This window comes from Streptomyces sp. SGAir0957 (assembly GCF_043523415.1).
In genome coordinates, this window is the sequence record NZ_CP027293.1 from 6,339,577 (window position 1) to 6,360,088 (window position 20,512).

Sequence of the window (20,512 nt, forward strand, 5' to 3'; positions counted from 1 at the left end):
GACAGCCATGGCTGAGGCTCAGAACATCCCCGGTGGTTCCACCACCGCCGGAACGATCGCGGTGGCCGCCGAGTCGACCGTCGCCACGCGCATGAGCGCGCCCCCCTCCTACGACGTCGAGGCCTTCCCGGTCCCGCACGGCCGCGAGGAGGAGTGGCGGTTCACGCCGCTGGAGCGGCTGCGCGGCCTGCACGACGGCACCGCCGTCGCGACCGGCACCGGTGTCAAGGTCGACGTGGAGGCGCCGGCCGGTGTCACCGTCGAGACCGTCGGCCGGGACGACGCCCGGATCGGTAAGGCCGGCAAGCCGGTCGACCGTGTCGCCGCGCAGGCGTACTCGGCGTTCGAGCAGGCCTCGGTCGTCTCCGTGCCCAAGGAGACGGTGCTCTCCGAGCCGATCCGCATCCGCGTGCACGGCGAGGGCGGCACCGCCTACGGCCACCAGGTCATCGAGCTGGGCGCCTTCGCCGAGGCTGTCGTGATCCTCGACCACACCGGTGACGCGGTGCTCGCCGCCAACGTCGACTACCTGCTCGGGGACGGCGCGAAGCTGACCGTCGTCTCCGTCCAGGACTGGGACGACAAGGCCGTCCACGTCGCCCAGCACAATGCGCTGGTCGGCCGCGACGCCTCCTTCAAGTCCGTCGTCGTCACCTTCGGCGGTGACGTGGTCCGCCTGCACCCGCGCGTGAGTTACGCGGCCACCGGCGGCGAGGCCGAGCTGTTCGGCCTCTACTTCACCGACGCGGGCCAGCACCAGGAGCACCGCCTCCTGGTCGACCACAACACCCCGCACTGCAAGTCCAACGTCGTCTACAAGGGCGCGCTCCAGGGCGACGACGCGCACGCCGTCTGGATCGGTGACGTCCTCATCGAGGCCGCCGCCGAGGGCACGGACACGTACGAGATGAACCGGAACCTGGTTCTGACCGACGGTGCCCGCGTCGACTCCGTGCCGAACCTGGAGATCGAGACCGGCGAGATCGTCGGCGCCGGTCACGCCTCCGCGACCGGCCGCTTCGACGACGAGCAGCTCTTCTACCTGATGGCCCGCGGCATCCCCGCGGACGAGGCGCGCCGCCTCGTCGTGCGCGGCTTCTTCGCCGAGCTGGTCCAGCAGATCGGTGTCCCGGACATCGAGGAGCGCCTGCTCGACAAAATCGCCACCGAGCTGGAGGCGTCGGTCTGATGGCTGACACCCCCGCGTACCTGCGCGCCTGCGCAGTGAGCGAGCTGGCGGACTCCACCCCCAAGCGGGTGGAGCTCGACGGCACGCCGGTCGCGGTCGTCCGCACCGAGGGCGAGGTGTTCGCGATCAACGACATCTGCTCGCACGCGAACGTGTCGCTCTCCGAGGGCGAGGTGGAGGACTGCCAGATCGAGTGCTGGCTGCACGGCTCCGCCTTCGACCTCCGCACCGGCAAGCCGTCCGGCCTTCCCGCGACGCGCCCCGTCCCCGTATACCCCGTAAAGATCGAAGGGGACGACGTGCTCGTCTCCCTCTCCCAGGAGTCCTGAGGCACCCATGGCAACGCTTGAAATCCGAGACCTGCACGTCACCGTCGAGGCCGACAACGCCACGAAGGAGATCCTCAAGGGCGTCGATCTCACCGTGAAGCAGGGCGAGACGCACGCCATCATGGGCCCGAACGGCTCCGGCAAGTCGACCCTCGCCTACTCCATCGCGGGTCACCCCAAGTACACGATCACGCAGGGCACCGTCACCCTCGACGGCGAGGACGTCCTGGAGATGTCCGTCGACGAGCGTGCCCGCGCCGGCATGTTCCTCGCCATGCAGTACCCGGTCGAGGTCCCCGGCGTCTCCGTCTCCAACTTCCTGCGCTCCTCCGCCACCGCGATCCGTGGCGAGGCCCCCAAGCTGCGCACCTGGGTGAAGGAGGTCAAGTCCGCCATGGAGACGCTCCAGATGGACCCGGCCTTCGCCGAGCGCAATGTGAACGAGGGCTTCTCCGGCGGTGAGAAGAAGCGCCACGAGATCCTCCAGATGGAGCTTCTCAAGCCGAAGATCGCGATCCTCGACGAGACCGACTCCGGCCTCGACGTCGACGCGCTGCGCCAGGTGTCGGACGGCGTCAACCGCGTCCGTGAGACCGGTGAGGTCGGCACCCTGCTGATCACGCACTACACGCGCATCCTGCGCTACATCAAGCCGGACTTCGTGCACGTCTTCTCGGCGGGCAAGATCGTCGAGTCCGGTGGTCCCGAGCTGGCCGACACCCTCGAGGCCGAGGGCTACGAGAAGTACACGAAGGGTGGCGTATCCGCGTGACAGTGGCCCACCAGGGGCTCACCGGCCTCCTCGACACCGAGGCGATCCGCAAGGACTTCCCGATCCTGGATCGCACGATCCACGACGGCAAGAAGCTCGTGTACCTGGACAACGCGGCGACCTCGCAGACGCCGCGCCAGGTGCTCGACGTGCTCAACGAGTACTACGAGCAGCACAACGCCAACGTCCACCGCGGCGTGCACGTCCTCGCCGAGGAGGCCACGGCGCTCTACGAGGGCGCCCGCGACAAGGTGGCGGCGTTCATCAACGCGCCCAGCCGCGACGAGGTCATCTTCACGAAGAACGCCTCGGAGTCGCTGAACCTCGTCGCCAACATGCTCGGCTGGGCGGACGAGCCGTACAAGGTCGACCACGAGACCGAGATCGTCATCACGGAGATGGAGCACCACTCCAACATCGTGCCGTGGCAGCTGCTCTCGCAGCGCACCGGCGCGAAGCTGAAGTGGTTCGGCCTCACCGACGACGGCCGGCTCGACCTGTCGAACATCAACGAGGTCATCACGGAGAAGACGAAGATCGTCTCCTTCGTGCTCGTGTCGAACATCCTCGGCACCCACAACCCGGTCGAGGCCATCGTGCGCCGCGCCCAGGAGGTGGGCGCGCTCGTCCTCGTCGACGCCTCGCAGGCCGCGCCGCACATGCCGCTGGACGTGCAGGCGCTCCAGGCCGACTTCGTGGCCTTCACCGGCCACAAGATGTGCGGCCCGACCGGCATCGGTGTGCTGTGGGGACGCCAGGAGCTCCTGGAGGACCTTCCGCCGTTCCTGGGCGGCGGCGAGATGATCGAGACGGTTTCGATGCACTCGTCGACGTACGCTCCCGCGCCGCACAAGTTCGAGGCCGGTACGCCGCCGATCTCGCAGGCCATCGGCCTGGGCGCGGCGATCGACTACCTCAGCGCCATCGGCATGGAGAACGTCCTGCGGCACGAGCAGGCGCTCACCGAGTACGCCGTGCGACGGTTCCTCGAAGTTCCGGACCTCAAGATCATCGGTCCGACGACGGCCGAGGAGCGCGGCGCCGCGATCTCCTTCACGCTCGGCGACATCCACCCGCACGACGTGGGCCAGGTCCTCGACGAGCAGGGCATCGCCGTCCGGGTCGGCCACCACTGCGCGCGGCCGGTCTGCCTCCGGTACGGAATTCCTGCGACCACGCGAGCGTCGTTCTATCTGTACTCCACGCCGGGCGAGATCGACGCGCTGGTCGACGGCCTGGAGCACGTACGGAACTTCTTCGGGTAGCGGGCAGGACGGTCGACTGATGAAGCTGGATTCCATGTACCAGGAAGTCATCCTGGACCACTACAAGCACCCGCACGGGCGGGGCTTGCGGGACGGCGACGCCGAGGTGCACCACGTCAACCCGACGTGCGGCGATGAGATCACGCTGCGCGTGAAGTACGACGGCGAGACCATTGAGGACGTGAGCTACGAGGGGCAGGGCTGTTCGATCAGCCAGGCGTCGGCCTCCGTGCTCAACGACCTCCTGGTCGGCAAGGAGCTGGCGGACGCGCGCAAGGTCCAGGAGACGTTCCTGGAGCTGATGCAGTCCAAGGGCCAGATCGAGCCGGACGAGACGATGGAGGACATCCTGGAGGACGCGGTCGCGTTCGCCGGGGTCTCCAAGTACCCGGCCCGAGTGAAGTGCGCTCTCCTGAGCTGGATGGCGTGGAAGGACGCGACTGCGCAAGCTTTCGCGGAGGAGGCGAAGACCGCATGAGTGACAGCACGGCAGTGGAGATGAAGCCGGCCTCCGAGGAGGAGGTCCGCGAGGCGCTGTACGACGTCGTCGACCCCGAGCTGGGCATCGACGTCGTCAACCTGGGCCTGATCTACGGCATCCACATCGACGACGCGAACATCGCGACGATCGACATGACGCTGACGTCCGCGGCCTGCCCGCTGACCGACGTCATCGAGGACCAGGCGAAGTCCGCCACCGACGGCATCGTCAACGAGCTGCGGATCAACTGGGTCTGGATGCCGCCGTGGGGCCCGGACAAGATCACCGACGACGGCCGCGAGCAGCTCCGCGCGCTCGGGTTCAACGTCTGATTTAGCGCCGGTAGGGGCGCGGGGAACTGCGCGACCAGCCACGGCGAAAGCCGCAGACGCGTCTGCTCGGTACATGAGCAGACGCGTCTGCGGCTTTTCTATGGCTGAGCGCGCAGTTCCCCGCGCCCCTGGGCGGCGCTGTTCGGCCCCCGTACGCAAGATCGACACCCGCCGTTGGCACAGGGAGCGGAGTCTTCCGTCGACATCAGGTCGACGAAGGAGCACCCCGTGCCGCACCCCGCCCCGCGCACCCGTATACGCCGCGCGGCCCTCGCCGCTGCCACCGGTGGCCTGCTCACCCTGGCCGTCGGCCTCCCCGCAGGGGCCTCCGCCTCCGCCACGCCGACGATCTCGCTCTCGGCGGCCTACCTCAGCGGAGCCGTTGGCGGGGTCGGTGACCCGACCGTCACCGTGAAGATCGCGCAGAGCGGCACCGACGCCTCCGCGCTCACCGTCACCGCGAGCGCCAGCAGCAAGACCTCCGTGGCCCGCACCACCGACGTCACCGTGACCGGCACCGGAACGACCCGCACCGTGTCCGTCGCCGCGCGCGGCCAGGGCTACACCGACCTGACGCTGAAGGTGACGGGCAGCGGCGGCTCATCGGCCACCACCAAGCTGCACTACGCCGCGTCGGCGGCGGTGAGCGGCGCGGCCGACGCCCGCTATCTCACCGGCTCCTCCGACGCGTCCGCCGCCGTCGACGTGGGCGGCGGCTACGTCGTCGTGGCGGACGACGAGTCCAACGTGCTGCGCCTCTACAACGGCGCGATATCCGGCGCCCCGGTCAAGACCTGGGACCTGTCCTCCAAGGTCGGCGCCGACAAGGAGATCGACATCGAGGGCGCCGCGCGCGTGGGCAACCTCATCTACTGGACCGGCTCGCTCGGCAACAACAAGGACGGCGAGTACAAGGCCGACCGCAACACCGTCTTCACCACGACGGTCAGCGGCTCCGGCGCCGCCACCGAGCTGACGTACGCGCACGCCTACAAGAAGCTCCGCGACAAGCTCGTCGACTGGGACGAGGCCAACGGGGACCGGTACGGGTTCGCCGCCGGGACCGCCGACGGCCAGGCGCCCAAGCAGATCGACGGGTTCAACGTCGAGGGCCTGGAGTTCGCGCCCGGCTCCACCACCACCGCCTACCTCGGGTTCCGGGCGCCGCTCGTGCCGCCGAAGGAGGGCGGCAAGGGCCTGATCGTGCCCGTCACCAACATGGACAAGGTGGTGGCGAACGGGGCGTCCCCGGTCTTCGGCACGGCCATCGAGCTGGATCTGGGCGGGCTCGCCGTGCGCGACCTCCGCAAGAACGCCGCGAACCAGTACCTCATCGTGGCCGGGAGCTGGGCCGCCGACGACAACTCGGACCCGTACGCCCTGTACGCGTGGGACGGCGTCGCGGGCCACGCCCCGGTCAAGCGGATGGATCTGCCGACCAGCGACCCGGGTGGCTGGGAGGCGATCGTCGCCGTACCCGACCTGACGGCGGCCGGGCAGCGCGTGCAGGTGATCACGGACAGCGGTGCGGCGGACCTGTACGGGGACGGGACCGAGGCCAAGGACCTGGACCACGACGAGTGGAAGAAGGCGCGGGCGGCCTGGTTCACCGTGTCGTAGCAGTCCGAGTTTGTGTACGGGCGTACGCAACGATATGTACACTCGTACGCATGGGATACGTGCTGCTTGCGGGGGCCATCGCCGCGGAGGTGGCCGCCACGACCGCCATGAAGTACAGCGAGGGCTTCAGCAGGCTCTGGCCCTCGCTCATCACCGTCACCGGGTACGTGATCGCGTTCGCCCTGCTCGCCCAGACGCTGAAGACCGTCCAGATCGGGACCGCGTACGCGATCTGGGCGGGCGTCGGCACCGCCGTCATCGCCGCGATCGGCATGATCTTCCTCGGGGAGGGGCTGAGCGTCGCCAAGGTCGCCGGGATCGTCTTCGTCATCGGCGGCGTCGTGCTGCTGAATCTGGGCGGGGCGCACTGATGCCGCGCCGCTACGACCCCGAGCGGCGCCAGCGGATCATCGACGCGGCGATCCGGGTGGTGGGGGAGAAGGGCATAGCCGGGCTCAGCCACCGCACGGTCGCCGCCGAGGCCGATGTGCCGCTGGGCTCGACCACGTACCACTTCGCCACGCTCGACGAGCTGCTCGTGGCCGCGCTGCGGCAGGCCAACGAGGGGTTCGCCAAGGTCGTCGCGGCGCGCGGCGCCTTCCAGGACCCGCGGCTCGACCTGGCCGACGAGCTGGCCGGGCTGCTCGGCGAATGGCTGGCCGGGGACAAGGTCGGCGTGGAGCTGGAGTACGAGCTGTACCTGGCGGCGCTGCGCCGCCCCGCGCTGCGCCCCGTCGCCGCGGAATGGTGCCAGGACCTCGCGGGCCCGCTGGCCGAGCGCACGGACCCGGTGACGGCCCGCGCCCTGGTCGCCCTGATGGACGGGGTCTGCTTGCAGGTGCTGCTGACGGGCGGGGAGTACGACGCCGCGTACACGCGCGAGATGCTGGCCCGGCTCATCCCGTAGCCCGAGACGCGGCCGGGGCGGGTTGGCCTCGGGAACCCCGGGCCGGTTAGGTTGCCCTCATGACCGACACCACTGCTCCTCGTTCCACCGGCGCCGTCGCCGCGGGCCTGGCCACCGTGGCCGCCGACGGCACCGTTCTCGACACCTGGTTCCCCGCGCCCGAGCTGGTCGCCGAGCCCGGCCCGGCCGGCACGGAGAAGCTCTCCGCCGACCAGGCCGTCGAGCTGCTCGGCGAAGGCGCCGCCAAGGCCGTCGGCCCGGACGCCCGCCGCGGCGTGGAGATCGTCGCCGTCCGTACGGTCATCGCCTCCGTGGACGACAAGCCGCTGGACGCGCACGACGTCTACCTGCGCCTGCACCTCCTCTCGCACCGCCTGGTCAAGCCGCACGGCGTGAACCTCGACGGCCAGTTCGGCTTCCTGCCCAACGTCGCCTGGACCTCGCTCGGCCCGGTCGCCGTGGACGACATCGAGAAGGTGCGGCTCAACGCGCGCGCGGAGGGCCTGCACCTCCAGGTGACCTCGGTCGACAAGTTCCCCCGCATGACCGACTACGTCGTGCCCAAGGGCGTCCGCATCGCCGACGCCGACCGGGTCCGCCTCGGCGCCCACCTCGCCGAGGGCACCACGGTCATGCACGAGGGCTTCGTCAACTTCAACGCGGGCACGCTCGGCACGTCGATGGTCGAGGGCCGCATCTCCGCGGGCGTCGTCGTCGGCGACGGCTCCGACATCGGCGGCGGCGCCTCCACCATGGGCACCCTCTCCGGCGGCGGCAACGTCCGCATCGTCATCGGCGAGCGCTGCCTCATCGGCGCCGAGGCGGGCGTCGGCATCGCGCTCGGCGACGAGTGCGTGGTCGAGGCCGGTCTGTACGTCACGGCGGGCACCCGCGTGACCATGCCCGACGGCCAGATCGTCAAGGCCCGCGAACTCTCCGGCGCCTCCAACATCCTCTTCCGCCGCAACTCGGTGACGGGCACCGTCGAGGCCCGCCCGAACAACGCGGTGTGGGGCGGCCTCAACGAGGTCCTGCACAGCCACAACTAGGCGCTCAGCACCTCCTCGTACGCCACCCGCAGCCCGTCGACCGCACCCCGGTCGGCGGGCTGCAGTGGTGCGCGGACGGGGCCGCCGCCCGGCAGGCCGAGGTCGGTGAGCAGGGCCTTCGCCGTCACCGCGCCCGGGAGGCCCGCGTTCATCATCAGGTCCGTGAGCGGGAGGGTGCGGCGCTGGAGGCGGGCGGCCGACGCGGTGTCGCCCGCGTCGTACGCGTCGAGGATCGCGCGGAACGCGGCCGGGGCCACGTTCGCGACCGTCGAGACGTAGCCGGCGCCGCCGAGGGCGTACAGCGCGAGGACGTACTCGTCGCAGCCGGTGTAGTAGGCCAGATCCGTCGCGGCCATGACCTTCTGGGTGGCGAGAAGGTCGTACGCGCAGTCCTTCACGGCGACGACGCGGGGGTGCTCCGCGAGGCGCAGGAGGGTGTCCGGCTCGATCCGGGTGCCGGTGCGGGCCGGGATGTCGTACAGCATGACGGGGAGATCCGTCGCGTCCGCGAGCGCGCGGAAGTGGGCCTCGACGGCGGCCTGCGGCGGACGGCTGTAGTACGGGGGCGTCGCCAACAGGCCGTCGGCGCCCGCCCGTTGGGCCTGGTCGGCCAGGCGCAGGGTGTGGCGGGTGTCGGCCGTGCTCACGCCCGCGACGATGCTCGCGCGGCCGTCGACCGCCTCGCGCACCGCCCGCACCAGGTCCGCCTTCTCGGCGTCCGTCGTGGTCGGGGACTCGCCGCTCGTGCCGGACAGGACGAGGCCCTCGCAGCCCCCGGTGACCAGGCGGTCGGCGAGCTTCTGCGCGGCGTCCAGGTCGAGGGCGTCGCCCGCGTCGGTGAAGGGCGTGACCATGGCGCACAGGGCGCGGCCGAAGGGCGCGGTGGTGTTCGTGTCGCTCATGGGGGCAGTGTCGGGCGTGCCCATCATGAAGCTCCACTTAAATCCGCTACGAGGACGAGCGGAGCAGTGCTGAAGAGTGGGCGGGGCGAACGGCTCATTCCGGCCTTTCTCGGTGATCCTCCGTGCGCCACCATGAGCCCGTGGCCCTACAGGGGAGGCAGCATGAGGCTCGGTAAAGCACTCGCCACCGGGATCGCCGAAGAAGCCCCGCGGGAGGCGGAAACCGCTCGTGCGGAGCGGGAGCCGGAGGACGCGGCCGTCGTCGTCGAACCCCTGCCGGAACCCGTCGAGGCCCCGGGCGTCCGATGAGGGCGCGGCTCCCCGAGGAACGCCCTGCGGAGCCGCCCACCGGATACAAGATCGCGCACCCTGTGCTCGACGCGGACGGCGGGCGCGCCGGATTCCTCGGGGTCTCCCTCGGCGCGGCGGCGCCCTACCGTGTGCTCGACGAGGCGCGCTGCGTCTACGGGCGGCGGCACCGCGCCCCGCACCGGCGCTGCGACTGCGGCTTCCACTGCCTGCACGAACGCCGCGTCGCCGAAGGGCTGCTGGTCCACGCCGAGCACCGGAGGGCCGTTCTCCTGGAGGTCTCCGTGCTCGGGGCCTACATCCGCTTCGAGCGCGGCTTCCGGTACGCGCGCCAGCGGGTGCGGGCCGCCACCGTCGGGCCGTGCCCGTGCGACGTCACCGCGTCCGTGCTCGCCGACGCCGGGTGGGGGCGGGACGGGCGGCGGGTCCTGGAAGCGGCCTGCGCCGGATGTGTGGGCGGGCGGCAGCGCTGGACCCTCGACGCGTTCGCGCGGCTCGGCGGGGACGGGCTCGCCGTGGGTGCCGCGCCCGGCACCGAGACCGTGAGCACCTCGACGGCCGGGGTGCCGGAACTCGCCGCCGAGGCCGCCCTGTTGCAGGCCCGGCTCGACTGGTTCCAGGGACAGCTGGCCCGCCTCGGCCGCGCGGGAGGCGGCGGAGACGGGCCGGTACGGGCGGACGACTAGGGGCGGACGCGCAGGACCTGCGGGTCGTGGTCGCTGATCTGGTCGTGGAACTCGCTGTTGATGTGCACGCTGTCGTAGCGGAAGGCGCCCTTCTTCCGGATCGACGGGCTGACCAGGATCTGGTCGAGGACCTGGCTGTTGCCCTGGTAGTCGTACGTGTACCGCTCGTCGCGCGGCAGCGACTTGATCGCCGACCAGAGCGCGCCGCCGTCCTCCAGGCGCTGCGCCGTGCCGGAGAACTCGAAGTCGTTGATGTCGCCGAGCGCGATGACGTCGGCGTCGCGCTGGACCTTGAGGACGTCCTTCACGAACGCGTTCACGGAGTCCGCCTGCGCGTGGCGCTGCGTCTCCGAGCTGCGCGCCGGCGGCTGGAACTGCGCGGTCAGGGGCTGGTCGCCGCCCTTCGACGCGAAGTGGTTGGCGATGACGACGACCGGCTTGCCGCGGAAGGTGAACTCGCCGGCGAGCGGCTTGCGGCTGTTCTTCCACGCCTCGTTCGCCGGGTCGATCCGGCCGGGGGACACGGTGAGCGCGGCCTTGCCGTGGCTGCGGACGACGCCGACGGGCGTGGTGGCGTCGCCGCCCGCGCGGTCCGTGAAGGACACCCGCTCCGGGTTGAAGAGGAAGACCTGGCGGATGTTGCCGCCGGGCTCGCCGCCGTCGGCCTTGTCGACCGGGTCGATCGAACGCCAGTCGTAGCGGGGGCCGCCCGCCGCGACGATCGCGTCGATCAGCTTGTTCACCGTCACGTCGGCGGCGACCGTGCCGTCGTCCTTCGCGCCGTTGTTGTCCTGGATCTCCTCAAGGGACACGATGTCCGGCGACTTCAGGTGCGTGACGATGGCCGCCGCGTGCTCCTCGAAGGTGGCGTCGGCCGGGTCGAGGTTCTCGACGTTGTACGTGGCCACGGCCAGCTCGTTCTTCGCCTGGGCCCGGGTCGTCTCGCGCTGGAGACCACCCTGCCTCAGCGCGCCGATCTCGCGCGCGACCAGCGTGTATCCGCCGTACTGGCTGAAGTCGAGCGGGCCCTCGGTGGTGCCGGACAGGACGTCGCCGACGTCCGCCACGGGGAAGTCGGCGACCGCGCCGAGCGACTGGATCTGGAGGCGGCCGGTGTTCTGCGAGGTGTACGAGCCGTAGCGGGCGCCGCCGCGCTCGGTCGTGTTCTCGTGCGGCTTCACCGTGACCCACAGCTCGGCGTACGCGTCCGAGGCGGTGACGACGCGGGAGGAGCCGATCCGGACGTTCTGGCCCTCGAGGGACTCGTAGTAGTCCAGGGCGTACTTGTCCGGGCGCAGCGTCAGGCCGTTGATCGAACCGTTCGCCGCCGGGTCGCCCGCCGGGGTGTACGCGGCCGGGACCGACTTGGCGCTGATCGTCGTCACGGGCACCGCGTTGCCGGACGAGTCCACCGTCACCGTCGGCTTGGTGATCTCGGTGAGCGACTGGTTGCCGGACGAGGTGCCGCCGGGCACGTACTCGGTCACCGTGCCCGAGACGGTCACCGCGTCGCCCGTCCGCACCGTCGGCGCGGAGCTGGTGAAGACGAAGACGCCCTCGCTGGTGGCCGGGTCGGCGTCGGGCTTCGTGTCCTGGAACCAGAAGCCGCGGGAGCCGTACGTTCTGACCCCGGTCACCACGCCGGTCACACCCGTGACCTGCTGACCGGCGAGCGGGGATATCCGGGTCGAGCCCTGGATGTCATGGATGGCGGCGACCGTGGCCGCGTCCGCCGGGCCCGCCGTGACCACGGCGTACGACGCGCAGCAGGCGGTCGTCACGGCGAGGGCGGCGAGCCGGGAGCGGGAGAAGACAGAGAGCAGAGGATGAGCGGTCTTGCTCGGCAAGGGGATCCCTCCGGGGACGTGCGGGTGGCGAGCGCCGGGACGAGGGTGGCTGCCGGGCGGTGGCCGGAGGCAGCGTTTCTACGCGCGTCAATCTCTGGCCTGTGACGGGGAGTTGTCAAGGTTTCGCGGATGGATACGGGGCGGCCGGAATGCGACGAGTCCATGAACCCGACAGCAAAGGGTCAAATCCGTCTAGGCTGAGCGGTCGCACCGTACGCCTCCAAGGAGAACCAGCCGATGTCAGACAGCTCCCCCCTGCCGCCGGTCCGGCTGCCCGCCGAAGCGGAGCTGGCGCGGGACGCCCTCGCCACGCCCCTGCTCTCCCGCGCCGTGCGGCTCGCCCGCTGGGCCGGGCCCGGAACCCGCGTCGGCGCGGGCGGCGAACTCGTCGAGGAGCAGTTGCCCGCCGCCGCGGCCGAGCTGGGCCTCGGCGAGGACGAGGAGGGGCTCGCCTACGCGAGCGAGGCGTGGAACACCGCCGTCGACACCGGGCTCGTCGAGGTCGTCGACGAGGAGGAGGGCACCGTCACCGCCGGCGAGGAGCTGACGACGCTCACCTCCGGCGGGCCCTCCGACGTGCTCGCGCTGTGGCTCGCGGCGCTCGACACGGTGCTCGCCGACGCCAGCGTGCCCGACCTCGACGACATCATGGGCGCCCTGGAGGAGGGCGGCGGCGAGATCGACTTCTCGCAGCTCGACTGGGACCCCGAGGCGGAGTCCGAGTTCCTGGAGGGCGTGCTCGGCAATCTGTACCTGCTGACCGTCTCCGAGGGCGCGGGGGACGGGCCCGTGCCGCTGCCCGCGCTCGCCGCGTCGATGATCGTCCCCGACGACATGGGGGAGCCCACCGACGACGTCCTGGAGCAGGTGTCGGACGCGATGATGCGCCTCGACGACCAGTTCCGGCTGCTCGAACCGGTCGGGCTCGTGGAGTTCCAGCCGGTCGACGAGGCGCTGATGGCCGAGGTCGACGCGGACGAGCCCGTCGCCGAGCCGGTGGACGAGGCGGACGTCGCCCGGTACGGCATGGTGCGGCTCACCCCGCTCGGCCTGTACGGGATCCGCTCCCGGATGCTGGAGGCGGGTATCGAGGCGCCCGCGGTCGGAGACCTCGTGGACAAGGGGGCGGACACGCTCCTCGACAGCACGTCGTCCTTCCCGCAGGCCGCCGCGCAGGCCGAGATCGAGCAGTGGCTCGCCCGGCGCGAACCGCTGGGCGCGGCGCGGGAGTTGCTCGCGGCGGCGCGGGGCGCGGACCAGGGGGCGCCCCTGCGCCGGCTCCGTTGCCAGCAGGCGCTGTCCCTGGTCGGCGCCGAGGCCGAGCCCGCGCTCCGTGACGTCCTCGACGACGCGGAGCTCGGCGGTCTCGCCCGGGTGTGGCTCGCCGAGCACGGTGCGACGGACGTGCCCCCGCCCTCCGAGGCGCTCATCTTCTGGCTGACCATCGACACGATCGCCGCGCAGCTCTCCCTGGAGGGCAACTCCGACGAACTCCAGTCCCTGGTCGAGGGGCTCGCCGCGCAGCACAGCGGCTTCTTCTCGACGGCCTGGCGCGTCGATCACCCCGCCACGGCGGACGTCCTGGAGGCGATGGGGCGCCTCCACCCGGACAAGAAGGTGGCGAAGGAAGCGCGGAAGGCCGCCTTCAAGGCGAGGTCGGCGTCCGCCGGTTAACGGGCCTTGTGTACAGCCCCGCTCCCTCGGGCTGCCCCGGCCCCGCCCCTGGGGCGCACGGAGTGCGCCTTTCAGGGGCGCGGGGAACTGCGCGCTCAGCCCCCACCGGCGCGCGGACGTGTCTGCCTCGCGAGGCTTCACGGCGCCTGCGGCTCGTACGTGGCTGGTCGCGCAGTTCCCCGCGCCCCTGGCGGGGTCGGTGAGGGCCTGCGCGGGCCCTCACCGACCCCGCCCGACACCCGCTAGCAGAGATAGCGCGTCGTGTGCTTGAAGCTCGACGTCGCTCCGTCGAAGCCGTAGGTCCCCCGGTACGCCGGAGGGTTCTGGTATTCGCCGACCACGGTGATCGTGTTGGCGCACGACCCTTGCCCCGCCCGCTTCGCGTCGAGCCGGAGCGTGTCACCGATGAAGCCACCGGTGATGTCCCACGGGGCCCCGCAGATGCCGGACGTGATCTGGCCGCCGGTCACCACGTAGGGGTGCGTGTTGGGGTTGATCTTCGCGGTGATGGCGAAGGTGACCGCGCCGTTGTTGAGCTCCAGCTTGCAGTCGACCGACACGGCCTCCGCGGACACGTCCTGCTGCGCGGCGAACGCCTCGTCGCGCGTCTTGACCTCCGCGCCCTGCGGATTGTGGAAGCGGTGCTCGCCGCGGGTCTGGCCCTTCTGCTTGCGTGCCTGAGTGGTCATGGACCGGCCTCCCTTCGGGTGTGGGTGTTCAGGCGAGCAGTTCGGCGACCTCGACGCGCAGCAGCGCGCGTACGGTCTCGATGTGGTTCAGGATGGTGACCTGCGACGATCCGGCGTACAGGAGGCCGACCGCCACGTTGTCGTGGGAGGTCACGAGGGAGCCCGAGTCGCCGCCCGCCGACATGTTGGTGGTCATGATCTGGTCCTTGAACCGGGCGGTGCCGGCCGTGCCGTAGTTGACGTCGACCGTCGCGTCGGTCGCGATGATGCGGCCGAAGGAGATGTTCGTCGTGCGGCCGGACTTCTTGACGAGGTCGCCGACCGCGACGTTCGCCTTGCGGCGCCAGGCGCGCGGCGCCCCGCTGAAGTACTGCTCGCGGGTCGCGTCCTGGAACTGGACCTCGCCGAGCGCGCAGTCGACCACGTTGTTCTGCTGGTCGAGCGGGGTCTGGGGGGCGAACTGGATGGTGATGAACCGGGACAGGGTCGCGATCCGGTCGGCGGGGTTCGTGCCGCCGTCGAAGGTGCCGGGCTGCACGATGGCGCTGCCGAGCTGGGCCCTGTTGGAGTCGGCGAGGACGTGGTTGTTGGACAGGATGTAGAACTTGGACGGGGTGCCGAGCCCGGCGCCGGGCGGGTCGACGGTGGCGCCCGGCAGGAAGTCGTAGACGACGCTGCCGAGGGTGCCGGCGGTGACGGCCACGTTGCCGACGGAGAATCCGGAGGGGGCGGGCCTCATGCGGCGGACGAGGAGCTGCGGCTCGAACGTCGCCATGGAGCCGTACTCCTCGCGCAGCGCATGGCCGTACTGGCCGTACTGCTGGGAGACGCCGCCGTCGGGCCCGTAGGTGATGCCCTCCTCGGAGCGTGCGCCCGACGGCCTCGACTGGCGCCGCTGGGCGGAGATCTGGCCGACGGCCACGATGTCGGTGGGCGTGCCGTCGTCCATCTGGCGCGGGATCACATCGCGTTCGGGCAGCAGCGATTCGGGCACCTTCTGGGTGACGAAGACGAGGACGGCGGGTTCGCCCGTCGGCTGCCCGTCGATCCATTTCACGCCGTGACCGAAGCCGACGACGTTGGCGAGCGGCCCCTCGCGCCGCAGGAAGTCACTGGTCGCCTGCTGGCGGGAGCTGTCGCTGAGCTGACCGCCGGCGGGTCCTCGCATCAATTCGGGCTGGTTCACGCCAGACCACCTCTTCCCCTGACTTTCGCCTGAGTACGTGGTCCCTACGGCTCGCCGCCCGCTGCGTCCTGGGCGTCGAGGCCGCCGACCGCGAGCACGCGGACCGGCACGCCTTCGAGCTCGTCGGGGATCACGTCGTGCGCACGGAGCCGGTCGCGGGGCACTTTCCGGACGACGAAGACGACGATGACGTCCGCGCCCGAGTGCTCGTCCTTCCCGGTGGCGACTCCGTTGACATTGGCCAGCCGCAGCAGCCGGTCGGCATGGAGGTCGCGTGCCTGGCGTGCGTCCACTGGGCTCGCCACCCCCTAGACGGGTGATGCGGTGCTGCGGTGATGCAGGTAGGGCTTGTCTATTGCCGTCCGGGAAGGGGGTCAAGGCGTTCCGCGTGAATTCTTCACTTCCCTCCCGCGGTGCGCCTGTTGACCTTCTTTACGAAGATTCTTCCGACCATGCGCGTACGCCCGCCGGAGCCCCGGACGTTCACGGAAGTCGGCGAAGCGGGCCCCTGGACGTAGGGCCGCGTTCAACCGCTGTTCAGGCGCGGGCGGGAACGTGTGGCCGGAAACAGGGTCCGTGACCCCACCCGGCCCCGCCCCCGTTCACCGTCAGCAGGAGACAGCCACCATGTCACTCTCTCGCAGGGACTTCGCCGTACGCTCCGCCGCCACCGGCGCGGGTGTCGCCCTGGCCGGGTCCGTCGGCGCCCTGGCCACGGCGCCGGGCGCGCTCGCCGCCACGGACGACTTCGACGACACCGCTCTCGCCGGCAAGGGACACGGGCACGACCACGGCCACGAGCACGGCCACCACGGCGCCGGGTACGGTCCGCTGCGCTCCGACCCGAAGGGCATCCTCGCGCTGCCCGCCGGGTTCTCGTACAAGATCGTCACCTACTGCGGGAAGACGAAGCTGGAGTCCGGCGAGTTCACGCCCTCCAACCACGACGGCACGGCCACCTTCGAGGGCCCGCGCGGCGCCACCCTCCTCGTCAACAACCACGAGCTGGCGGGCGCCCGCGCCGACTGGCCGCACCCGGTGCCGCTGACCGAGGGCCTGGTCTACGACCCGATGGCGGCCGGCGGCTGCACGGTCGTCGAGGTGCGCCGCGGCGGCGAGGTCGCCGAGTGGGTCGGCATAGCGGGCACCGCCACCAACTGCGCGGGCGGCTCCACCCCCTGGAACACCTGGCTGACCTGCGAGGAGACCGAGGACAAAGCCGGAAAGAACGGCTTCACCAAGGACCACGGCTACGTCTTCGAGGTCGACCCCGCCGACCGCCGCGCCAACCGCTCCCCGAAGCCGATCAAGGCCCTTGGCCGGTACGCGCACGAGGCGGTCGTCATCGACCCCAAGCGCGGCCACGCGTACCTCACCGAGGACGCCTCCGGCCCCAACGGCCTGCTCTACCGGTGGGTGCCGCCGCACGGCTTCCACCACGGCCGCGGCAAGCTCCGTACGCTCGCCGACGACGCGGGTGTCCTCCAGGCGTTCAAGTGCTTCGACTCGGGCGGCCGGTTCGTCGACGACCTGTCCCGCGCCACGAAGACCGGCACGGTCTACGGCGTCGACTGGGTGGACGTCCCCGACCGCGACGCCAAGACGGTCTCCACCCGCAAGCAGTTCAAGGACGGCGAGATCACCCGCGCCCGCAAGCTGGAGGGCATGTGGTGGGCGGACGGCGGCGCCTACGTCGTCTCCTCCTTCGCCCGCTCCGAGAGCCCGGTCGCGCACGACGGCCAGGTCTGGTTCTACGACCCGAAGCGCCGCACGCTGACCCTCAAGGTGCTGCTCGGGGTCAACCCCGACCCGTCCGTCGACGGCGCCTTCGACGGCCCGGACAACATCACCGTCTCCCCGTACGGCGGTCTGGTCATCGCCGAGGACGGCGAGGGCGTCCAGCACCTGTTCGGCGCGACCGAGCGCGGCAACACCTACCCGATCGCGCGCAACGAGCTGAACATCGGCACCGCCGAGGACCCGGAGTACAGCGAGTTCACCGGCGTCACGTTCTCGCCCGACGGGCGCACCCTGTACGCCAACATCCAGACGCCGGGCATCATGCTGGCGATCACCGGCCCCTGGAAGCGTCAGCGCTGATCCGGGGACGGGGCTCTCAGCCCATGGGGTCCACCGGGGGCGCCTCCCGCTCGGCGGCGATCCGGTGGACCCTGCGCCGTACCGCGAACCAGCCCGCCACCAGGGCGAGCGCGACGGGGACGAGCAGCAGGACGGTGTCGCGCCCCGGCCCGTCCGTGTCGAACCACATCATCACGAGCACCGCGAGCAGGAACGCGATCGTCGCCAGTTCGATCCACGGCGAGCCCCACAGCCGGAACGCGGGCCGCCGCACGAGCCCCTGCTTGGCGCGGCGCACGAACACCAGATGGCAGAGCATGATCATGCACCAGGTGGAGATGACGCCGAGCGAGGCCACATTGGTGACGATCCCGAACGCGTCTTCGGGCAGCCATGCGTTGAGCGCGACGCCGAACAGGGCCACCGTCGAGGTCAGCAGGATGCCCGCGTACGGGACGTGGCTGCGGCTCATCCGCGCGGTGAAGGACGGCGCGGAACCGGCCATCGCCATGGAGCGCAGGATGCGCCCCGTCGTGTAGAGCCCGGAGTTCAGGGACGACATCGCGGCCGTCAGCACGACCAGGTTCATGATGCCGCCCGCCGCCGGGACCCCGATCTTCGACAGGACCGTCACGAAGGGGCTCTCGCCCGCCGCGTACGCCGTCCACGGCAGCAGCAGCGTCAGCATCACGACGGAGCCGACGTAGAAGATGGCCACGCGCCACATGATCGAGTTCACCGCCTTGGGCACCACCGTCTCCGGGTCTGCGGTCTCGCCCGCCGTCACGCCGACCATCTCGACCGCCGAGTACGCGAAGATCACCGTCTGCGTGATGAGGACGACCGGCAGCACGCCCATCGGGAACCAGCCGCCGTTGTCACTGATCAGCGAGAGCCCCGCCGCATGGTTCTCGATCTCCTGGCGCGAGGCCAGGAAGAAGACGCCGATCAGCAGGAACACCACGATCGCGGCGACCTTGACGATGGCGAACCAGAACTCCATCTCGCCGAAGCTCTTGACCGAGATCAGGTTCACCGTGAGCACGATGGCGAGGGCGATCGCCGCGAGCACCCACTGCGGCACGGAGGTGAACATCGACCAGTAGTGCACGTAGAGCGCGATCGCGGTGATGTCGGCCATGCCGGTGGTCGACCAGTTCAGGACGTACATCCAGCCCGCGACGTACGCGCCCTGCTCGCCCAGGAACTCGCGCGCGTAGCTCACGAACGAGCCCGAGGACGGCCGGTGCACGACCATCTCGCCGAGCGCCCGGACGACGAAGAACGCGAACACACCGCTCACCGCGTACGCGAAGGCCAGCGCGGGGCCCGCCTTGGCGAGGTTGCCGCCCGCGCCGAGGAAGAGCCCCGTGCCGATCGCGCCGCCAATGGCGATCATGCTGATGTGCCGGGATTTCAGGGCCTTGCTGTAACCGAGGTCGCCCGCGTCGGCGACTCCCTCGGCGGCCGTGGGATCGTCCGACAGGTGTCCGTGTTGTTCGTTTGATGAGTTTTTGCGCAGATTCACGCCCGGAACTCTCGCACTGCGCGCGGCCGATCCACGGCTTCCGCGACAGGGCCCGTGCCGTGTCGTCCGTACGGGGGAGGCGGCGGCCAAAAAGGCCTTCGGTAAGGGAACGGTAAAGCGGAGTCGCTCGTTATCCCCGGCATGACAGCAATGACCCCTGGTTCGAACATCCCGCTCACGGCGCAGCGTGTGGCGGTGGACGTCTCGGCCCCCGTGCGGCTCGACGTGTCGGGCCTGCTGCTCACCGCCGACGGCAAGGTGCGCTCGGACGACGACTTCATCTTCTACAACCAGCCCTCGGGCCCCGGCGTCACCTACACCTCGGGCGGCGGCACGAGCCCCGACTCGATCACCGTGGACACCACCGCGGTGCCGCCGGGCATCGAGAAGATCGTCGTCACCGCGAGCCCCGACGCCGCGGGCCAGACCTTCCAGGGCATCGAGCCGACCGCCACGATCCGCAGCGCGGACGACGGCTCGGTCCTCGCCACGTTCACGCCGCCGCAGCTCGGCACGGAGACGGCCCTCGTCGTCATGGAGGTCTATCTGCGCAACGGGGCGTGGAAGGCCCGCGCGGTCGGCCAGGGCTACGCCGACGGGCTCGCGGGGATCGCCACCGACTTCGGCGTCTCGGTCGAGGAACCGGCGGCGCCCGCCGCGCCCGCCGCCCAGCCCGCAGCGCCCGCCGCCCCGCCCGTCGCGGCCCCCGCCGCAAGCCCGGCCGCCGCCATGCCCGCGCCGACCACCCCGCCGGTCGACCCGCGCATCGCGCCGCCCCCGCCGCCCGCCGCGGCCCCGGCAGCTCCGGCCGCGCCCGCGCCCGGCTCCGGGAAGATCAACCTCGACAAGGGCCGTGTCTCCCTCCAGAAGAACCAGACGGTGTCCCTGGTCAAGGGCGGCAAGCCGCTCCTCAGCCAGGTCAAGATGGGTCTCGGCTGGGAGCCCGCGTTCCGCGGCAAGGACATCGACCTGGACGCGTCGGTGATCGCGTACGGGCCGCAGCGCAACCACATCGACAGCTGCTACTTCGGCAAGCTGTCGATCGTGAACGGCGCGATCAAGCACTCCGGCGACAACCTCACGGGCGAGGGCGCGGGTGACGACGAAGTGATCGTCGTCGACCTCGGCCGCCTTCCGCAGGAGGTCACGGGCCTGGTCTTCACGGTGAACTCGTTCTCGGGCCAGAAGTTCACCGAGGTCGCCAAGGCGTACTGCCGTCTGCTCGACGCGGCGACCGGCGAGGAGCTGGTCCGCTTCGACCTGACGAGCGCGGAGGCGCAGACCGGCGTGATGATGGCGAAGCTGATCCGCCAGTTCTCCGGCGAGTGGGAGATGACGGCGATGGGCGACTTCGTGAAGTCGCGCACGGTGCGCGGCATGGTGAAGCCGGCGGCCCAGGCGCTCTGAGGTCCAGGCCCTACCGCTGGTTGCGCGGGTGGGAGCGGGCCTGCCGCTCGTTCCCCCTGCGGTAGTTCCCGGTCCAGCGGGCCATGACCAACTGGTCGTCGCCCGCGACCACTTCGGCCAGGAATTGTTCCGCCCGCGCGCCGCGCAGCACGCCCGCGTCGCGCCCTGAGTGGGTGATCGTGACGCTGCCGTCGGCGCGTTCGGTGTAGGTGAATCCGTGAGGTCTCGGCACGGTCGGAAGGTAGTCCCGACCGCGCCGAG

At 70.9% G+C, this 20,512-nt stretch carries 22 protein-coding genes; 15 read left to right on the top strand and 7 right to left on the bottom strand.

Annotated elements, in window-relative coordinates; translation table 11 throughout:
- Positions 1 to 7 precede the first annotated feature (7 nt).
- The 10 genes from sufD (at position 8) to dapD (ending at position 7,944) form a co-directional block, all read left to right on the top strand.
- Positions 8 to 1,189: a Fe-S cluster assembly protein SufD gene (sufD, locus tag C1N81_RS33480; protein ID WP_394435051.1), complete on the top strand. Its 1,182-nt coding sequence runs from the start codon at positions 8 to 10 to the stop codon at positions 1,187 to 1,189.
- Positions 1,189 to 1,518: a bifunctional 3-phenylpropionate/cinnamic acid dioxygenase ferredoxin subunit gene (locus C1N81_RS33485; protein ID WP_394435052.1), complete on the top strand. Its 330-nt coding sequence runs from the start codon at positions 1,189 to 1,191 to the stop codon at positions 1,516 to 1,518. Before sufD ends, C1N81_RS33485 begins: the two co-directional genes overlap by 1 nt.
- A gap of 7 nt (positions 1,519 to 1,525) precedes the next feature.
- A complete protein-coding gene (gene sufC / locus C1N81_RS33490; RefSeq protein ID WP_394435053.1) occupies positions 1,526 to 2,290 on the top strand; it encodes a Fe-S cluster assembly ATPase SufC in 765 nt (254 codons plus the stop codon).
- On the top strand, positions 2,287 to 3,555 hold the full coding sequence (locus C1N81_RS33495; protein ID WP_394435054.1) for a cysteine desulfurase: 1,269 nt from the start codon (positions 2,287 to 2,289) through the stop codon (positions 3,553 to 3,555). Before sufC ends, C1N81_RS33495 begins: the two co-directional genes overlap by 4 nt.
- 19 nt (positions 3,556 to 3,574) lie before the next feature.
- Positions 3,575 to 4,033 carry a Fe-S cluster assembly sulfur transfer protein SufU gene (sufU, locus tag C1N81_RS33500; RefSeq protein WP_394435055.1) on the top strand — a complete coding sequence of 153 codons (459 nt, stop codon included), beginning with the start codon at positions 3,575 to 3,577 and terminating at the stop codon, positions 4,031 to 4,033.
- Positions 4,030 to 4,368, top strand: a complete 339-nt coding sequence (locus tag C1N81_RS33505; RefSeq protein ID WP_361081375.1) for a metal-sulfur cluster assembly factor — start codon at positions 4,030 to 4,032, stop codon at positions 4,366 to 4,368. Before sufU ends, C1N81_RS33505 begins: the two co-directional genes overlap by 4 nt.
- 228 nt (positions 4,369 to 4,596) lie before the next feature.
- Positions 4,597 to 5,988 (top strand): hypothetical protein, encoded by a 1,392-nt coding sequence (locus C1N81_RS33510; RefSeq protein ID WP_394435056.1) that lies wholly within the window; start codon positions 4,597 to 4,599, stop codon positions 5,986 to 5,988.
- Positions 5,989 to 6,038: 50 nt separating this feature from the next.
- Complete coding sequence (locus C1N81_RS33515; protein WP_394435057.1) at positions 6,039 to 6,359, top strand: DMT family transporter; 321 nt, start codon at positions 6,039 to 6,041, stop codon at positions 6,357 to 6,359.
- Entirely contained in the window at positions 6,359 to 6,895 is a 537-nt protein-coding gene (locus C1N81_RS33520; RefSeq protein ID WP_394435058.1) for a TetR/AcrR family transcriptional regulator, read from the top strand. Before C1N81_RS33515 ends, C1N81_RS33520 begins: the two co-directional genes overlap by 1 nt.
- 59 nt (positions 6,896 to 6,954) lie before the next feature.
- Positions 6,955 to 7,944, top strand: a complete 990-nt coding sequence (gene dapD, locus C1N81_RS33525) for a 2,3,4,5-tetrahydropyridine-2,6-dicarboxylate N-succinyltransferase (RefSeq protein WP_394435059.1) — start codon at positions 6,955 to 6,957, stop codon at positions 7,942 to 7,944.
- On the opposite strand, the gene dapA is transcribed toward dapD, so the two are convergent.
- Complete coding sequence (gene dapA / locus C1N81_RS33530; RefSeq protein ID WP_394435060.1) at positions 7,941 to 8,846, bottom strand: 4-hydroxy-tetrahydrodipicolinate synthase; 906 nt, start codon at positions 8,844 to 8,846, stop codon at positions 7,941 to 7,943. The genes dapD and dapA overlap by 4 nt on opposite strands.
- A 162-nt stretch (positions 8,847 to 9,008) precedes the next feature.
- Between dapA and C1N81_RS33535 the strand changes: the two genes are divergently transcribed.
- Both C1N81_RS33535 and C1N81_RS33540 read left to right on the top strand, forming a co-directional pair.
- Entirely contained in the window at positions 9,009 to 9,155 is a 147-nt protein-coding gene (locus C1N81_RS33535; RefSeq protein WP_394435061.1) for a hypothetical protein, read from the top strand.
- A complete protein-coding gene (locus C1N81_RS33540) occupies positions 9,152 to 9,841 on the top strand; it encodes a hypothetical protein (RefSeq protein WP_394435062.1) in 690 nt (229 codons plus the stop codon). The genes C1N81_RS33535 and C1N81_RS33540 overlap by 4 nt, the downstream gene beginning before the upstream one ends.
- Here C1N81_RS33540 and C1N81_RS33545 read toward each other — a convergent pair.
- Positions 9,838 to 11,688 (bottom strand): endonuclease/exonuclease/phosphatase family protein, encoded by a 1,851-nt coding sequence (locus C1N81_RS33545; protein WP_394435063.1) that lies wholly within the window; start codon positions 11,686 to 11,688, stop codon positions 9,838 to 9,840. The genes C1N81_RS33540 and C1N81_RS33545 overlap by 4 nt on opposite strands.
- Positions 11,689 to 11,925: 237 nt before the next feature.
- Between C1N81_RS33545 and C1N81_RS33550 the strand changes: the two genes are divergently transcribed.
- Positions 11,926 to 13,362, top strand: coding sequence for a hypothetical protein (locus C1N81_RS33550; RefSeq protein WP_394435064.1), 1,437 nt, complete (start codon positions 11,926 to 11,928; stop codon positions 13,360 to 13,362).
- A 242-nt stretch (positions 13,363 to 13,604) separates the two neighbouring features.
- Here C1N81_RS33550 and C1N81_RS33555 read toward each other — a convergent pair whose 3' ends face one another.
- The 3 genes from C1N81_RS33555 to C1N81_RS33565 form a co-directional block, all read right to left on the bottom strand.
- On the bottom strand, positions 13,605 to 14,051 hold the full coding sequence (locus C1N81_RS33555) for a hypothetical protein (protein ID WP_394435065.1): 447 nt from the start codon (positions 14,049 to 14,051) through the stop codon (positions 13,605 to 13,607).
- 28 nt (positions 14,052 to 14,079) lie between these two features.
- Positions 14,080 to 15,219 (bottom strand): chymotrypsin family serine protease, encoded by a 1,140-nt coding sequence (locus C1N81_RS33560; protein WP_394438393.1) that lies wholly within the window; start codon positions 15,217 to 15,219, stop codon positions 14,080 to 14,082.
- Between the two features lie 62 nt (positions 15,220 to 15,281).
- Positions 15,282 to 15,530 (bottom strand): hypothetical protein, encoded by a 249-nt coding sequence (locus C1N81_RS33565; RefSeq protein WP_394435066.1) that lies wholly within the window; start codon positions 15,528 to 15,530, stop codon positions 15,282 to 15,284.
- A 334-nt stretch (positions 15,531 to 15,864) separates the two neighbouring features.
- On the opposite strand from C1N81_RS33565, the gene C1N81_RS33570 reads away from it, so the two are divergent.
- On the top strand, positions 15,865 to 17,337 hold the full coding sequence (locus tag C1N81_RS33570) for an alkaline phosphatase PhoX (protein ID WP_394435067.1): 1,473 nt from the start codon (positions 15,865 to 15,867) through the stop codon (positions 17,335 to 17,337).
- 16 nt (positions 17,338 to 17,353) lie between these two features.
- On the opposite strand, the gene C1N81_RS33575 is transcribed toward C1N81_RS33570, so the two are convergent.
- The gene (locus C1N81_RS33575; protein WP_394438396.1) at positions 17,354 to 18,802 is read right to left on the bottom strand and encodes an amino acid permease; all 1,449 of its coding nucleotides are present in this window, start codon (positions 18,800 to 18,802) and stop codon (positions 17,354 to 17,356) included.
- 192 nt (positions 18,803 to 18,994) lie between these two features.
- Between C1N81_RS33575 and C1N81_RS33580 the strand changes: the two genes are divergently transcribed.
- Positions 18,995 to 20,251, top strand: coding sequence for a TerD family protein (locus tag C1N81_RS33580; RefSeq protein ID WP_394438397.1), 1,257 nt, complete (start codon positions 18,995 to 18,997; stop codon positions 20,249 to 20,251).
- Positions 20,252 to 20,261: 10 nt separating this feature from the next.
- Here the strand turns inward: C1N81_RS33580 and C1N81_RS33585 are convergent, their stop codons facing one another.
- Positions 20,262 to 20,483, bottom strand: a complete 222-nt coding sequence (locus C1N81_RS33585) for a hypothetical protein (protein WP_394435068.1) — start codon at positions 20,481 to 20,483, stop codon at positions 20,262 to 20,264.
- Positions 20,484 to 20,512 lie beyond the last annotated feature (29 nt).

Bases quoted from the DNA above. Each gene is read 5' to 3' on its own strand.
- sufD (WP_394435051.1), top strand. From the start codon at position 8: ATGGCTGAGGCTCAGAACATCCCCGGTGGTTCCACCACCGCCGGAACG.
- C1N81_RS33485 (WP_394435052.1), top strand. From the start codon at position 1,189: ATGGCTGACACCCCCGCGTACCTGCGCGCCTGCGCAGTGAGCGAGCTG.
- sufC (WP_394435053.1), top strand. From the start codon at position 1,526: ATGGCAACGCTTGAAATCCGAGACCTGCACGTCACCGTCGAGGCCGAC.
- sufU (WP_394435055.1), top strand. From the start codon at position 3,575: ATGAAGCTGGATTCCATGTACCAGGAAGTCATCCTGGACCACTACAAG.
- C1N81_RS33505 (WP_361081375.1), top strand. From the start codon at position 4,030: ATGAGTGACAGCACGGCAGTGGAGATGAAGCCGGCCTCCGAGGAGGAG.
- C1N81_RS33515 (WP_394435057.1), top strand. From the start codon at position 6,039: ATGGGATACGTGCTGCTTGCGGGGGCCATCGCCGCGGAGGTGGCCGCC.
- C1N81_RS33520 (WP_394435058.1), top strand. From the start codon at position 6,359: ATGCCGCGCCGCTACGACCCCGAGCGGCGCCAGCGGATCATCGACGCG.
- dapD (WP_394435059.1), top strand. From the start codon at position 6,955: ATGACCGACACCACTGCTCCTCGTTCCACCGGCGCCGTCGCCGCGGGC.
- dapA (WP_394435060.1), bottom strand. From the start codon at position 8,846: ATGAGCGACACGAACACCACCGCGCCCTTCGGCCGCGCCCTGTGCGCC.
- C1N81_RS33535 (WP_394435061.1), top strand. From the start codon at position 9,009: ATGAGGCTCGGTAAAGCACTCGCCACCGGGATCGCCGAAGAAGCCCCG.
- C1N81_RS33540 (WP_394435062.1), top strand. From the start codon at position 9,152: ATGAGGGCGCGGCTCCCCGAGGAACGCCCTGCGGAGCCGCCCACCGGA.
- C1N81_RS33550 (WP_394435064.1), top strand. From the start codon at position 11,926: ATGTCAGACAGCTCCCCCCTGCCGCCGGTCCGGCTGCCCGCCGAAGCG.
- C1N81_RS33555 (WP_394435065.1), bottom strand. From the start codon at position 14,051: ATGACCACTCAGGCACGCAAGCAGAAGGGCCAGACCCGCGGCGAGCAC.
- C1N81_RS33560 (WP_394438393.1), bottom strand. From the start codon at position 15,219: ATGCGAGGACCCGCCGGCGGTCAGCTCAGCGACAGCTCCCGCCAGCAG.
- C1N81_RS33570 (WP_394435067.1), top strand. From the start codon at position 15,865: ATGTCACTCTCTCGCAGGGACTTCGCCGTACGCTCCGCCGCCACCGGC.
- C1N81_RS33580 (WP_394438397.1), top strand. From the start codon at position 18,995: ATGACCCCTGGTTCGAACATCCCGCTCACGGCGCAGCGTGTGGCGGTG.